This window comes from Streptomyces sp. NRRL S-244 (assembly GCF_000717915.1).
In the GTDB taxonomy this organism is placed as follows: domain Bacteria; phylum Actinomycetota; class Actinomycetes; order Streptomycetales; family Streptomycetaceae; genus Streptomyces.
Genome location: NZ_JOCX01000013.1, coordinates 89311 through 101541 on the forward strand (window position 1 = coordinate 89311; position 12231 = coordinate 101541).

The 12231-nt window shown below is 73.0% G+C and carries 14 protein-coding genes; 7 read left to right on the top strand and 7 right to left on the bottom strand.

Annotated elements, in window-relative coordinates:
* The first annotated feature begins 65 nt into the window (after positions 1-65).
* Complete coding sequence (locus IF02_RS0118180; RefSeq protein WP_030158190.1) at positions 66-1346, top strand: VWA domain-containing protein; 1281 nt, start codon at positions 66-68, stop codon at positions 1344-1346.
* The gene (locus IF02_RS0118185; RefSeq protein WP_030158192.1) at positions 1346-2176 is read left to right on the top strand and encodes a hypothetical protein; all 831 of its coding nucleotides are present in this window, start codon (positions 1346-1348) and stop codon (positions 2174-2176) included. The genes IF02_RS0118180 and IF02_RS0118185 overlap by 1 nt, the downstream gene beginning before the upstream one ends.
* Positions 2177-2242: 66 nt before the next feature.
* On the opposite strand, the gene IF02_RS0118190 is transcribed toward IF02_RS0118185, so the two are convergent.
* The 3 genes from IF02_RS0118190 to IF02_RS0118200 form a co-directional block, all read right to left on the bottom strand.
* A complete protein-coding gene (locus IF02_RS0118190; protein WP_158708507.1) occupies positions 2243-2980 on the bottom strand; it encodes a hypothetical protein in 738 nt (245 codons plus the stop codon).
* A gap of 71 nt (positions 2981-3051) precedes the next feature.
* Positions 3052-3705: a response regulator gene (locus IF02_RS0118195; protein WP_030158196.1), complete on the bottom strand. Its 654-nt coding sequence runs from the start codon at positions 3703-3705 to the stop codon at positions 3052-3054.
* Positions 3693-4928 (bottom strand): sensor histidine kinase, encoded by a 1236-nt coding sequence (locus IF02_RS0118200; RefSeq protein ID WP_037836540.1) that lies wholly within the window; start codon positions 4926-4928, stop codon positions 3693-3695. Before IF02_RS0118200 ends, IF02_RS0118195 begins: the two co-directional genes overlap by 13 nt.
* A 178-nt stretch (positions 4929-5106) precedes the next feature.
* Here IF02_RS0118200 and IF02_RS0118205 point away from each other — a divergent pair, with 178 nt between their 5' ends.
* Both IF02_RS0118205 and IF02_RS0118210 read left to right on the top strand, forming a co-directional pair.
* The gene (locus IF02_RS0118205; RefSeq protein WP_106977305.1) at positions 5107-5511 is read left to right on the top strand and encodes an LPXTG cell wall anchor domain-containing protein; all 405 of its coding nucleotides are present in this window, start codon (positions 5107-5109) and stop codon (positions 5509-5511) included.
* Between the two features lie 130 nt (positions 5512-5641).
* Positions 5642-5914, top strand: coding sequence for a hypothetical protein (locus tag IF02_RS0118210; RefSeq protein WP_051696328.1), 273 nt, complete (start codon positions 5642-5644; stop codon positions 5912-5914).
* 15 nt (positions 5915-5929) lie between these two features.
* Here the strand turns inward: IF02_RS0118210 and IF02_RS0118215 are convergent, their stop codons facing one another.
* The gene (locus IF02_RS0118215) at positions 5930-6601 is read right to left on the bottom strand and encodes a DUF2278 family protein (RefSeq protein WP_030158204.1); all 672 of its coding nucleotides are present in this window, start codon (positions 6599-6601) and stop codon (positions 5930-5932) included.
* 145 nt (positions 6602-6746) lie between these two features.
* Between IF02_RS0118215 and IF02_RS0118220 the strand changes: the two genes are divergently transcribed.
* Positions 6747-7415, top strand: a complete 669-nt coding sequence (locus tag IF02_RS0118220) for a DUF6445 family protein (RefSeq protein ID WP_030158205.1) — start codon at positions 6747-6749, stop codon at positions 7413-7415.
* A gap of 27 nt (positions 7416-7442) precedes the next feature.
* On the opposite strand, the gene IF02_RS0118225 is transcribed toward IF02_RS0118220, so the two are convergent.
* Positions 7443-8627: an acyltransferase family protein gene (locus IF02_RS0118225; protein ID WP_051696329.1), complete on the bottom strand. Its 1185-nt coding sequence runs from the start codon at positions 8625-8627 to the stop codon at positions 7443-7445.
* 260 nt (positions 8628-8887) lie between these two features.
* On the opposite strand from IF02_RS0118225, the gene IF02_RS0118230 reads away from it, so the two are divergent.
* Positions 8888-9553: a molybdopterin-dependent oxidoreductase gene (locus IF02_RS0118230; protein ID WP_106977306.1), complete on the top strand. Its 666-nt coding sequence runs from the start codon at positions 8888-8890 to the stop codon at positions 9551-9553.
* Positions 9537-10202 carry a cytochrome b/b6 domain-containing protein gene (locus IF02_RS0118235; RefSeq protein ID WP_051696330.1) on the top strand — a complete coding sequence of 222 codons (666 nt, stop codon included), beginning with the start codon at positions 9537-9539 and terminating at the stop codon, positions 10200-10202. The genes IF02_RS0118230 and IF02_RS0118235 overlap by 17 nt, the downstream gene beginning before the upstream one ends.
* Positions 10203-10249: 47 nt before the next feature.
* Here IF02_RS0118235 and IF02_RS0118240 read toward each other — a convergent pair whose 3' ends face one another.
* Together IF02_RS0118240 and IF02_RS0118245 are read right to left on the bottom strand one after the other, a co-directional pair.
* Positions 10250-11818 (bottom strand): hypothetical protein, encoded by a 1569-nt coding sequence (locus IF02_RS0118240; RefSeq protein WP_030158209.1) that lies wholly within the window; start codon positions 11816-11818, stop codon positions 10250-10252.
* A gap of 153 nt (positions 11819-11971) precedes the next feature.
* On the bottom strand, positions 11972-12166 hold the full coding sequence (locus IF02_RS0118245) for a hypothetical protein (RefSeq protein ID WP_030158211.1): 195 nt from the start codon (positions 12164-12166) through the stop codon (positions 11972-11974).
* Positions 12167-12231 lie beyond the last annotated feature (65 nt).

The following is a 12231-nucleotide window of genomic DNA, read 5'->3' on the forward strand; positions in this document are numbered from 1 at the left end:
CCGAGTGGCCGGGCTTCCCCGGGGAGCGTTTGGTTCCGGGGGCCGATCCTCAATACGATCCGGCGATGATCACAAGAAAATGGGTGGCGGCCGGGGCCTGCGGCCTGTTGGCCACTCTGGCGGTCGGGCTCTTCCCGGCGAATGCCGCCGCCGGCGAACCGGTGGCGAAGGAGTCCCCCAAGGTCGAGCTGGTCCTCGACGTCAGCGGCTCGATGCGGGCGACCGACATCGACGGCAAGTCCCGGATGGCCGCGGCGAAGCAGGCGTTCAACGAGGTGCTGGACGCCACGCCGGACGAGGTACGGCTCGGGATACGGACCCTGGGGGCCACCTATCCCGGTGACGACCGGCAGCTCGGCTGCAAGGACACCAAGCAGCTCTACCCGGTCGGCAAGCTCGACCGGACCGAGGCGAAGACGGCGGTGGCCACCCTGGCCCCGACCGGCTGGACGCCGATCGGACCCGCCCTGCTGGGCGCGGCTGAGGACCTCAAGGGCGGTGACGCCACCCGGCGGATCGTGCTCATCACCGACGGCGAGGACACCTGCGCCCCGCTCGACCCGTGCGAGGTGGCCCGTGACATCGCGGCCCAGGGCATCCACCTCGTCATCGACACGCTCGGGCTCGTCCCCGACGCCAAGACGCGCAACCAGCTGATCTGCATCGCCGAGGCCACCGGCGGCACCTACACCTCGGTGCAGCACACCGCCGAACTCTCCGGCCGCGTCAAGCAGCTGGTGGACCGGGCGGCGACCCCGGTCGTCACCCCGGTGGCGACCGAGGGCACCAAGCAGTGCGCCGGCGCCCCGCAGCTCGGGGCGGGCCTGTACACCGACCGCGAGACCTTCGGCGAGCACCGCTGGTACCGGGTGGACGTCAAGCCCGGCCAGGAGCTGCGCGCTTCGGTGAGCATCGCCGCCGACCGCGCCGTCAACAACGACTACGGGGTCATGCTGCGCGCGACGACCGTGCACGGACGGGAGATCGTCCGCGGCTCGGAGGCGGGCGACGGACGCACCGACCTGATCTCGACCGGTCTGCGCTACCCGAAGGCCGAGGTCGACGACTCCGACGCGGACGGCGACGGGAAGGCGGCGGTGGAGACCGTCTGCCTGCAGGTCAGCAACTCCTTCTCGGCGCCCGCCTCGGTCAAGACCACCCCGGGCCTGCCCGTCGAGCTCACCATCGACGTGGTCGACGGGCCCGACGACGCGTCCGACGCGGCGGCGTTCGGTCTCGGCCGCGGCTGGTGGCTGCTCGGCGTGCTGGTGCTCGCCGGTCTCGTCGCAGGCCTGCTGTGGGGCTGGATCTCCCGCTGGCGTATCTCGGTCTGGAGGACGAACTGATGCGTACCGTACGCATACTGACCGCCGCTGCCCTCTGCTCGGGCGGTGTGCTCGGCATGGCGGGCGCCGCCCTGGCGGACACCCCGTCGGCGAGCGCGAGCGCCAGTGCGAGCCCGGGCGGCAAGGCCTCCGGGCCGACCGAGGCGGGCACCGCCTTCCGTACCGCAACGGCGATCCAGCCGGGCCAGCGGGCCACGGCCGACGCGTCCACCGGTGACTACCTGTACTGGGCGGTCCCGCTGGACTCGGGGCAGCGGGCCACGGTCAAGGCCACGGTGAAACTGCCTCCGGCGGCGAACCGGCACGGCGCCTCGACCTGGCAGCTCGACGTCTACGACGGGCTGCGCCGCCGCCAGGCGTGCACGTACGGCACGCAGCAGGCCGCGGCGGCCAAGGAGGCCGCTTCGGTCGAGCTGTCCTGCACCCTGCGCACCGTGCGCCCGGGTGCGGAGCCCTGGGCCAACGACCCGCTGCCCGGCAGCTACTACGTCCGTCTGACGGTCGTCGGCGTGGCGGAGGAGGACCTCGGTCTTCCGGTACGGGCCGAGGTCGAGGCCTCCACCCGGGACACGGGAGGCGCCTTCGCGGTGGACGGAGCCCTCGCGGCGCCGCTCGTACCCGGCATCGGCAAGACCGCGCAGGCGGGCTCGGGGAGTTCGGCGCAGCCGGCGGCCCTCGGCGAGCCGGCCGACGGCTGGTCCGGCGGCCGGTGGTCCGACCGCTGGGTCTGGACGGCGGCGGGCGGAGTGCTCGGCGCCCTCGCCGGCATCTTCGGGTACTCCCTCACCCGCGGCGGCGGCCGCCCCTCCCGGATCCCGCCCCGCGCCTGACGGCACGGCCAGGCGGCCACGGCGCCCCGCCGTGGCCGCCTCCGGACACCCTCCGGGGCCCTGCCCTCAATAGCCCGCCTCCGCGCGGCCCGCGTCCGCCGAGATGTCCAGCCGGCCCGTCGCGGCGGGGTCGTCCATGCCGGGCGCGACGTCACAACGGCCCGCCCCGGCATGGGCCGTCACCCGGAAGCGGGTGTCCGCGGGCACGGTGAGCCGGAGACGCCCCGCACCCGCCCGGGCGGTGAGCCGCTCCGGCGGGGCGGCGAACCGGGCGACGGCCGAGCCCGTACCGGCGCGTATCTCGGCCTGCGGCGAGCTGAGCCCCGAGGCTTCGAGCGAGCCCGAGCCCACGCTCGCCCGCAGCGGTCCGCGCAGCGCGCTCAGCCGGAGCGTCCCGGCACCGACTTCGGCGTCGACGGCGCCGCCCAGCCCGCTGACCACCACCGTGCCGGAACCCGCCGTCACCTTCACCGGGACACCGGCGGGCACGGTGACGCCCAGGTCGACCGAGCAGCCGATGCCCGATGCCAGAAGGTCCCCGGCCGCGGGGCAGCGCGGCGTCAGCTTCAGGGTGTCGCCGAGCCAGCTCTCCTCGATCTTCGGAGCCTCCACCGACCAGCGCACCTCGGCCCGGTAGACCACCTGCCCGTCGGAGCGGGGGGTGAGGCGCACGTCGGCACCGCCCGCGTCGATCTCCACGGCGGACACCGGCCGTTCGCCGCTGCCGCCGCTGAGCGTCCCGCTCTCGCTCTGGCTGGAGGCGTACGACCAGACCTGCCAGGCGGCGGGGGCGACGACTGACACGGCGCTCAGGGCCGCGGCCGCGATCCACGCCGTGCGCCGGGGACGCGACCCGCCCGGGCGCCCGCCCCCGCTCACGAGGCGCCGTCCAGGAAGCGCAGGACCGCGAGCACCCGCCGGTGGTCGCCATCGGCCTGCGGCAGGTCCAGCTTGGCGAGGATGTTGTTGATGTGCTTGGCGACCGCGCTCTCGCCGACGACGAGCTGCGCCGCGATCCCCGCGTTGGAGCGCCCCTCGGCCATCAGCGCGAGCACCTCCCGCTCGCGCGGGGTGAGCCGCTCCAGGGGGTCGATGCCCCCGCCCCGGCGCAGCAGCAGCTGCGAGACGACCTGCGGGTCGAGGGCGGTGCCGCCGGCCGCGACCCGCCTGACGGCGTCGATGAACTCCTCGACGTCGGCGACCCGCTGCTTGAGCAGGTAGCCGATGCCCCCGGCCCGGCCGGCCAGCAGATCGGCGGCGTAGCGTTCCTCCACGTACTGCGACAGCAGCAGGACCGAGGTCCCGGGGCACTGTTGACGGATCATCAGGGCCGCTCGTACGCCCTCGTCGGTGAATCCGGGCGGCATGCGGACGTCGACCAGGGCGAGGTCGGGCTCGTGCGCGGCCACGGCGGCGAGCAGTCCCTCGGCGTCGCCCGTCTCGGCGGCCACCTCGAACCCGGCCATTTCGAGGACCTTGACCAGCCCTATTCGCAGCAGCACCGAGTCCTCGGCGATCACAGCCCGCACGGCAGCTCCACAGTCACGACGGTCGGGCCCCCGAGGGGGCTGTTGATCAGGATGGTTCCGTCGACCGACCCTACGCGTTTGCGCAGGCCCACCAGCCCGGTGCCCCGGGCCGGGTCCGCGCCGCCCACCCCGTCGTCGGTGACGGTGATGCGCAGCACGTCGGCGTCCCGGCGGGCCTCCACGCGGCAGCGGGATGCCTCGGCGTGCTTGGCCACGTTGGCGAGGGCTTCGGAGACGACGAAGTAGGCGACGGCCTCGACGGTGGGGCCGGGCCGGCGGGCCAGCTCCACGGTCAGTTCGACGGGCAGGGGCGCCCGGGCCGCGATCCCGGAGAGGGCCGCGTCGAGTCCGCGGTCCTCCAGGACCGCCGGATGCAGGCCGCGTACGAGGCTGTTGAGCTCCTCGATGGCCTCCTTGGCCTCGCGGTGGGCCTCGTCGATCACGGCCTTCGCCTCGGGCGGCAGATCGGTGAGCGTGGCCCGGGCGATGCCGAGGTTCATGGCGAGGGCGACCAGGCGCTGCTGGGCGCCGTCGTGCAAGTCCCGTTCGATCCTGCGGCGTTCGAGGTCGGCGGCGTCGAGGACGCCGGCCCGGCTCTCGGCGAGGTCCTCGACGCGGCGTTCCAACTCCCTGGCCCGGTTGGGCCCGAGGAGGGCGGCCGCGGCGAAGGCGTCGAGCCGGGCCAGGGCCGCGGCCGCCCACGGGGTGGCGAGCAGCAGCAGAGCGCCGAGCACGGTGGCGGCGTCGTAGCGCTGCGTCCAGCCCGGGTCCCGGTCCCCGACGGGCAGCAGCCACGACCATCCGTAGACGGTGGCCCCGGCGAACCCGCACGCCCAGGCGAGCACGATCAGCGCCCCGCCCATCCCCGCGAGCGGGCCGGCCAGCAGGTGGTACCCGTACTGCCGCCAGGTCGACTCGGCGCGCAGCCGTTCGAGCAACGCCCGCGGGCGCAGCGGCCGGTCTCCGTACGCGACGACCGGGATCTCCCGCTCCAGCAGCTCCCGGAACCGGCTGCGCTGGAGCCGGGTGAGCAGCGGAGTCAGGACCAGCAGCACGAGCAGCGTGAACGGGGCGGCCCGGGGGAACACCGGCGCCGATGCGGCGGGCAGGGCCATCGGAATCGCGGCGGCGGTGAAGGCGGTGCTGCGCCGGGCCCACGCCGACCAGGGCGCGTGGTCGGCGATCCAGCGTGTGGTACGCCTCAGCGCCCCGGAAAGTCCCATGCCCGTACGGTAATCGCACTGGTCAGAGCCGCTCCACCACCCTGGTACCCGGTCGGGGGTGTAGCCAGTGCCACCCCCGGTTCGGACGGTGCCGCTACTGATTCCGGTCTTCCGCGCGACCAGAGTGATCTCCGTACCCGGAGGACGGACCACCGGGGCCGGAAGGAGCTCCACCACCATGACCCTCGTCGCCCCGCGCTTCCGGGCCCGCCGCACGCCCCGGCTCCGGCCGGCCACGCTGCTCACCGGCGCCGGGCTGGCGCTGCTGCCGTGGATGGTGGTGCTGGCGAAGACGCTGCCGCAGACCGCGGAGGTGTCCAACTGGTCGACCGCCTGGATCGGGCTGGACGCCCTGCTGGCCGCGGGCCTGACCGGTACGGGTCTGCTGCTCGGGCGCCACGATCCCCGCGCGGCTCCCCTGGCCGCCGCGACGGCCGCGCTGCTGGTGGCGGACGCCTGGTTCGATGTGACGACCTCCGCTCCGGGCGGCGCCCGGGCGACGGCCCTGGCCCTGGCGGTGTGCGCGGAGCTGCCGCTCGCGGCGGTCTGTGCGGCGGTGGCGACCCGCCGCCCGGTGCTCTAGCGTCGGAAGGGCGAGGGTGACCGATGCGTCGAGCCTGTCGCCCCCCGGAGTGCTCGCTCCGCGCCGCCCCCGCCCGTGGTCCGGCGCACTGGCGGACCGCGTGAGCGACCGAGAGAGCAGGTGCGTCCACATGCGTCCGTCGGCCCGTATCACCAGCGTTCTCGCCGGCTTCGTCCTCGCCGCCGGGGGCGCCCTCTTCGCCGCCCCGGCCGCCACCGCCGCCCCCAGCAGCGTCCAGCAGTGCGAGCAGTACCTCGTACAACACGGCAAGCAGATCACGGACGCCGTGGGGCAGGCGTGCTACGAGGGCTCGATCGGCAACCAGACCAGCTGCGCCGCGAGCCTCCAGGAGGCCGGCTACTCCGCGAACGACGCGAGCGGCGCCTGCCGCGCGGCCCACTAGGGGGCGTCCGGAGGATCAGGAGACCGGGCCGACCGGGTGGCCGTCGGCGTCGGTGGGTTCCTTCTGCGTGGAGAACCTGGAGATGAACACGTCGAAGAGGCCGTCCGGGCGCCGGGTGAGCGTGGCCCCGTCCTGCCAGGTGCCGTTGTCCGGCCACCACTGGCTGCCGTAGGGGTCACCCTGGTTCTGGTGGATGTCGTGCACGCCGAGCCCCTCGTCGAAGGGTTCGCCGAAGACCAGGACCGGCCGGCCCACGACGAGGATCGGCTCCAGCGCCTGCGAGGCCTCCAGGTACGAGCCCGAGATCCAGGGCCGGGGCGGGTTCAGCCGGTCCAGGATCCGCTGGAACCACTGCGGCGGGTGGCCGCCCAGGAGGCAGCCGGGGCGGTCCGCGAGCGCCGGGTGCCGGAGGTAGTCGAGCGCGCCCGATCCGGAGGTCCGGGCGAGGTCGTGGTAGCCGGGCGCCGGCGAGGCGACGGGGTCGAGCACCGAGGCGTGCAGGGTGAAGACCTTCCACTGGACCCCGATGGTGGAGTGCTTGCTGTCCACGTCGACGGCGCATGCGTAGCGGCCGGCGGGCGTGTCGACCTCCAGGTGGACGTGGAACCAGCGGCCCTGGTCGTCGGGCCGGTCACGGAAGTGGCGGTGCAGGGTTCCGGACAGCACTCCGTAGTTTTCGAGCGGCATGCCGCCAGTGAACCACCCGGTCCGCCCGGCGGCGGGCGCCCGCAGTCGTGTCCCCGGTGATCTCACCACCCATGGCGAACACTTGACGGAACGTTGACTCCTTCCGGAGCGAGCCGCACCGGGCCCGGTGGCTACCGTCCCTGCCATGCCCCTACCTCCTCCCCTCCCGGTCCTCCCGTACCGCAAGCCCACCCGCGGGCGCGACTACTGGGTACTGGACGACGTACTGCCCGACCCGGACGCCGTACGGGAGCGCTGCCTCGCCAAGGACGACTGGACCGAGGGCTATCCGCACAAGCCCGAGAGCTGGCCGGGGCTGCGCGCGATGCCGGGTCTGGAGCCCGATGAACTGGCCCTGGTGGAACGGCTGGTGCGCAAGTCAACCGGCGCGCAGAAGATCTGGGCCGAACGGCCCGCGGGCGGCGGAACGTTCAACCACAACTGCGTCCAGGTCGTCGGCGAGGGCGAATCCGAGCCGCGCCCGCACACCGACTCGCGGAGCCTGTGCCGCTACGCCGCCGTGCTCTACCTCAACCCGAAGGTGCCGAAGGACTGCGGGACGAGCTTCTACCGGCAGAGCCTGCCCGGCGGCGCGCTGGGCGGCAACCAGGTGATCGCGCCGCACAACAACCTGGTCGACGCACTGGGCACCCGCTTCGTCTCCCCCGACTCCTTCACCGAGGACGTACGGGTCCCCCATCGCGCCAACCGGCTGCTGCTCTACTCCGCGAACCTGATCCACAGCGCCACCGGCTACTGGGGCCAGACCCTGGAGGAGAAGCGGATGACGGCCGTCTTCTTCTGGAAGGCGTAGCGCCGCCGCGGGTCCTCGGCGAGCGGTTCAGCGCCGGATCGTGCGGACGCGCTCCGCCTCGGGTGCCGGCGGCTGGGCCGGGACCGCGGGGGCCGGTTCCGGATGCGCGGTGTGCCGGCGGATGTCGTGCACGGCGCGGCGCATTCCGGTGCGCAGCCGGCGCCCCAGGGGGCGCTCTATGAGCCGGTGTACGAGCCAGGCGAGCCCCACCATGAGCGCGGTGACGCCCAGGACGAGGGGGCCGGGCCGCACGTCGTGGCGGAAGTGGTGGATGACCGTCAGCCCGGCCATCATGTGGATCAGGTACAGCGGGTAGGTGACCTCCCCCGCGTGCCGCAGCCAACGCCACCGGACGCGGTCGAAGGCGCCGAGGGCGATCCCCGCCATGACGAGGAACCCGCAGGCGATGATGACGTGGGCCGGCCAGACCGGCGTCTGGGCGGCGACGCCGCGTCCCAGATTGCTGATCATCCGGCCCTGGACGTAGCTCTGCGCGAGGACGAACTGAAGGCCCGCGATGCCCCACAGGACGGCATTGGGCCCGAAGCGGCGCATGAGGTGGAAGGCGATTCCCGCGATGAAGTACGGCGAGAAGCTCGGGATCGCGAAGAAGGACAGCACTCCGCTGTCCGCGGTGGGTGCCACCACGCCGGCCACGGTCCAGACCGTGCAGAAGACCACGCAGTTCCGGTAGGTGACGCCGCGCAGGACGACGAGCGCGAAGAGGGCGTAGAACTTCAGCTCGACGAAGAGGGTCCAGTACGCGTCGTCGATGTGCGGCACCTTGATGCCGCCCTGGAGCATCGACAAGTTGACCACGACGTCGCTGAACGCCTTGACCCCGCGCACCTCCGGCCAGGCGAACAGGACGCCGGCCGTGAAGAGGACGGCGGCCCAATAGGCCGGAAACAGACGGGCGATGCGGGAGGCGGCGAACTCGCCCACGCCGCGCCCCCAGGCGCTCATGCAGATGACGAACCCGCTGACGACGAAGAAGATCTCGACGCCCAGCCAGCCGTAGGCGGCGCAGGTGCTCATGACGGGGAAGACCGTGGCGGCCGGTTCTCCCCAACCGCTGTCAAGTGCCAGGTAGTGGTAGCAGAGGACACCCAGCGCCGCGGCGATCCGGACGCCGTCCAGGGCGGCCAGACGGGCGCCGCTCCCCGGCACGGGCACCGGCCCGGGGGGTCCGATGGCTCTCGACGCGCTCATACCGTGATTGCCGCTTTCCTGTGTGACTGCCCGATGAACGGATTTGATCAACGGGCACCCTACCGGTCACCCCAGCGGCCCACCCTTGTTCGCCGGGCAAGGTGTGACGGAAGTCTGACGGACCGCCGCCGGGCCTGGTGCGGGCGCGGCGGCGGTGGTCGAATCGGGCTGTGAGCCCAGCACCCGCAGCCGTACCCGCACCCCAGCCGCCGGACCCCGACGGTCAGGGCACGCCCGTCGGGCGCCGCCTGGTCCTCGGCATGGTCGGTCTCGGCGCCGCCGGGCTGGTCACCGCCCCGTACCTCCAGGGCGGGATCGAGGCCTTCCTCGGCGCGGCCTCCGACAAGGACCCCACCGGCCTCACCGGCCTGCTGCCGAACGGCGGCGGGTTCCGGTACTACTCGGTGGCCTCCTCCGTCCCCGAGCGCGGCCCCGAGAACTACCGGCTCACCGTCGACGGCCTCGTCGAGCGCCCCATGACGTACACCCTCGACGCGCTCCGGGCGCTTCCGCAGACCCGCGTCGTACGGGACGTCCAGTGCGTCACCGGCTGGCGGGTTCCCGGCACCCCCTTCGAGGGGGTGACGCTGACGCGGCTGCTCGACGCCTGCGGGGTGCGCCCCGAGGCCCGGGCCATCCGGTTCAGCTGCTTCGACGGCACGTACACCGAGTCGCTGACCCTGCCCCAGGCCCGGCGCGACGACGTCATGGTGGCGCTGCGCATGCAGGACAAGCCGCTGAGCCACTCGCACGGCGGTCCGGTCCGGCTGTACGTCGCCCCCATGTACTTCTACAAGTCCGCGAAGTGGCTCTCCGGCATCACCCTCACCCGTGACGTGGAACCCGGCTACTGGGAGGATCTCGGGTACGACGTCGACGCCTGGGTCGGCCGGTCGAACGGACGCGACGATGCCCCGACCGTCTGATGCGGTACGGCAGCGCGCCGAGCGGATCCACCGGTTCAGCCGCGCCGAGCGGTGGATCCACCGGTCCACCGCCGCGCTGATGGGCCTGTGCGTCGCCGCGGCGGCCTGTCTGTACCTGCCCCCGCTCGCCGAACTCGTCGGCCGGCGCCACCTCGTCGTCACCGTCCACGTCTGGTCCGGGCTGCTGCTCGGCGTGCCCTTCCTGGTGGGGCTCGCCTCGCGCGCCTTCCGCGCCGATCTGCGGCGCCTGGGCCGGTTCGGGCCGCACGACACGGTCTGGCTGCGGGCCGCCCTGCGGCGCGACCGGGTGACCGCACGGCCCGCCGGGAAGTTCAACGCCGGACAGAAGGTGTACGCGGGCTGGCTGGCCGGGGCGGTGCTGGTGATGGCGGGCACCGGCATGCTCATGTGGTGGACCGGGCTCGTCCCGCCGGTCCGGCGGACGGCCGCCACCTTCGTCCACGACTGGCTGGCCCTCGCCGTCGCCGTCGTGCTCGCCGCGCACATCGGCAAGGCCCTGGCCGACCCCGAGGCGCGCCGCGGGCTGCGCACCGGCTCCGTCGGCCGCGCCTGGGCCGAGCGCGAACACCCGCTGTGGCAGCCCGAACAGCCCCACCGTCCCGAGCAGTCCGGGCGCCCCGAGGACTGAGGACCGAGGGGCCGGCCGACGCGGATCGCGCGTCGGCCGGCCCGGCGTCAGCCGCCGTCGCGTACCGCGACGATGCCGTTGAAGACGCCTACGTACGCCGTGCCGTCGGGCCCGAGCGTGATCGGCGCCCAGTTGTTGTCGTACAGCGGCCCGGTGCCCGTCAGCTGCCGCCAGCGGCGCTCTCCGGTGCGGAAGTCCACCGCCGTCAGGTACCAGGCGTCGATCCCCCAGGCGTTGGGCTCCTTCTCGTAGAAGTAGAGCAGCCCGTTCGCGGTGGAGAGCTTCGGGACGACGGAGGGCGAGCGGACGGCGTTCTGCCACACCGTGTCGCAGCCGCTGCCGTCGGCGCGGACGTCGATCCGGCTGGCGCCGCCGACGACCGACTTGCCGAGCAGCAGGCTGGTGAGGTTCTCGTAGCCGTAGTTGTTCTCGACGACGATGCTGTTGCCCCAGGTGATCAGTGAGTTGTCGGTGGTCGAGGCACCGCTGCCGAACACCGGGACCTTGCAGACCAGCCGCCGGTCGGCGGGTACGTCCGCGCCCCGCCGGTAGACCAGGACGTTCATCCGGTCGTCGGCGTTGTCGGTGATGGCGACGTAGCCGTCGCCGAAGAGGTCCGGGGTGGTGCCCGAACCCTGGTTCACGGAGCCGGGTTTGGTTCCCGTACCGCGGTCGTACGTCTGGCGCCACTGCACTTCGGGGGTGCCGTCGGCGGCGGCGCGGAAGCTGTAGAGGGCGTGGTCGGAGACGATCGACACACCGTCCTCGGCGACCGAGAAGGAGTTCTGGATCTCCTCGCCCGGGAGGCCGATCGAGCGGATCTGCGAGGTCCGCGGATCGACGGTGCCCACGCGGCCCTGGCGGGTGACCCACCAGATGCGGCCGCTCCAGTCGGGCATCACGGAGGTGACGGGGTCGCAGGTGCCGCTGGGCCACAGGTTGGTCCAGGTGACGCAGTCGTGCGGGACCTGGCCGGTGAGGTCCCAGTCGTCGTCCACGGCGAACGCCCAGCTGCCGTCCGGCCGCTGCGCGTGCGAGAGGCGCAGGATGTGCTGGCGGGAGTCGGCCAGCACGGCCCGGTCCTGGTCGTCCAGGTAGAAGTAGGCGCCGCCCGAGGTGTCCTTGAAGATCTTCGAGAAGTCGAGGGAGGTGATCGCCTCGACCGTCGAGGAACGCTGCGGGAGCTGGTGTTCCGCGAGCGTGGCCAGCGTACGGGGATCGAGGAGCTTGACCTTGAAGCCGGTGAAGGTGCCGCACACCGTGACCAGCCGGCCACCCGCGTCGAAGGTGGCGGTGGCGCATTCGCCGCCGAGGGCGGCGATCTTCTCGCTGCTCACCTGCGGGTTGCGGCCGAGCGGCCCGGACCAGGGGGAGGTGGCGCTGCCCCCGGCGTCGGAGTGCATGCCGCTGCGGCCGTTGGGCGCGAGGAAGGGGTGCTGGGGCGGGGCCTCGCCGGGCAGCGCGGCGGCGGCCGCGGGGACGCCGTCGTAGTGGCTGACCAGGCGGTGGCCGGGGGCCTGGGGTATCTCGGCGGCCTGCGCCGGGGAGATCCCGTACATCGCGGTGAACGCGATGAGGGCGGGGACCACGGCGCAGTTCAGCGCTCTTCGGAACATCCGGACGTCCTCCGTTCTCTTCGGTCTTATTGACAGTGCGTATGACATCGCGCCGCCGCCAGACGCTAGATCGCACGGCCTGAGGAGTCCATGGAGGAGCCGGATGATTCATGAACGCGCAACAGTTGATCAATTCGCCCCGGACCGGCCGGCTCAGGGGCGCAGGCCGGAGACCACCTGGGCCGTGGCCGTCAGACCGTCGTGGATGGTCCCCGCCATGCTGCTGCTCGCGAGGTAGAAGCCGAGCAGTACGCAGACGAAGGCGTGGGAGAACTTGAGGCCGCCGCTGCGCATGAAGATCCACGCGAGGACGAGGAGCAGCACGACCACGGAGAGCGAAATCACCATTCGATACCTCCTCAGGCGGCGCCATCGTGGCGCAGGAGGGGGTGCCTTCGGGCGAAACCCGTGTC

What these genes read in the sequence shown, in the direction of transcription:
- IF02_RS0118185 (WP_030158192.1), top strand. Translation starts at nt 1,346, where the DNA reads ATGCGTACCGTACGCATACTGACCGCCGCTGCCCTCTGCTCGGGCGGT.
- IF02_RS0118230 (WP_106977306.1), top strand. Translation starts at nt 8,888, where the DNA reads ATGGTCGGTCTCGGCGCCGCCGGGCTGGTCACCGCCCCGTACCTCCAG.
- IF02_RS0118225 (WP_051696329.1), bottom strand. Translation starts at nt 8,627, where the DNA reads ATGAGCGCGTCGAGAGCCATCGGACCCCCCGGGCCGGTGCCCGTGCCG.
- IF02_RS0118215 (WP_030158204.1), bottom strand. Translation starts at nt 6,601, where the DNA reads ATGCCGCTCGAAAACTACGGAGTGCTGTCCGGAACCCTGCACCGCCAC.
- IF02_RS0118205 (WP_106977305.1), top strand. Translation starts at nt 5,107, where the DNA reads ATGACCCTCGTCGCCCCGCGCTTCCGGGCCCGCCGCACGCCCCGGCTC.
- IF02_RS0118240 (WP_030158209.1), bottom strand. Translation starts at nt 11,818, where the DNA reads ATGTTCCGAAGAGCGCTGAACTGCGCCGTGGTCCCCGCCCTCATCGCG.
- IF02_RS0118245 (WP_030158211.1), bottom strand. Translation starts at nt 12,166, where the DNA reads ATGGTGATTTCGCTCTCCGTGGTCGTGCTGCTCCTCGTCCTCGCGTGG.
- IF02_RS0118180 (WP_030158190.1), top strand. Translation starts at nt 66, where the DNA reads ATGATCACAAGAAAATGGGTGGCGGCCGGGGCCTGCGGCCTGTTGGCC.
- IF02_RS0118220 (WP_030158205.1), top strand. Translation starts at nt 6,747, where the DNA reads ATGCCCCTACCTCCTCCCCTCCCGGTCCTCCCGTACCGCAAGCCCACC.
- IF02_RS0118200 (WP_037836540.1), bottom strand. Translation starts at nt 4,928, where the DNA reads ATGGGACTTTCCGGGGCGCTGAGGCGTACCACACGCTGGATCGCCGAC.
- IF02_RS0118210 (WP_051696328.1), top strand. Translation starts at nt 5,642, where the DNA reads ATGCGTCCGTCGGCCCGTATCACCAGCGTTCTCGCCGGCTTCGTCCTC.
- IF02_RS0118235 (WP_051696330.1), top strand. Translation starts at nt 9,537, where the DNA reads ATGCCCCGACCGTCTGATGCGGTACGGCAGCGCGCCGAGCGGATCCAC.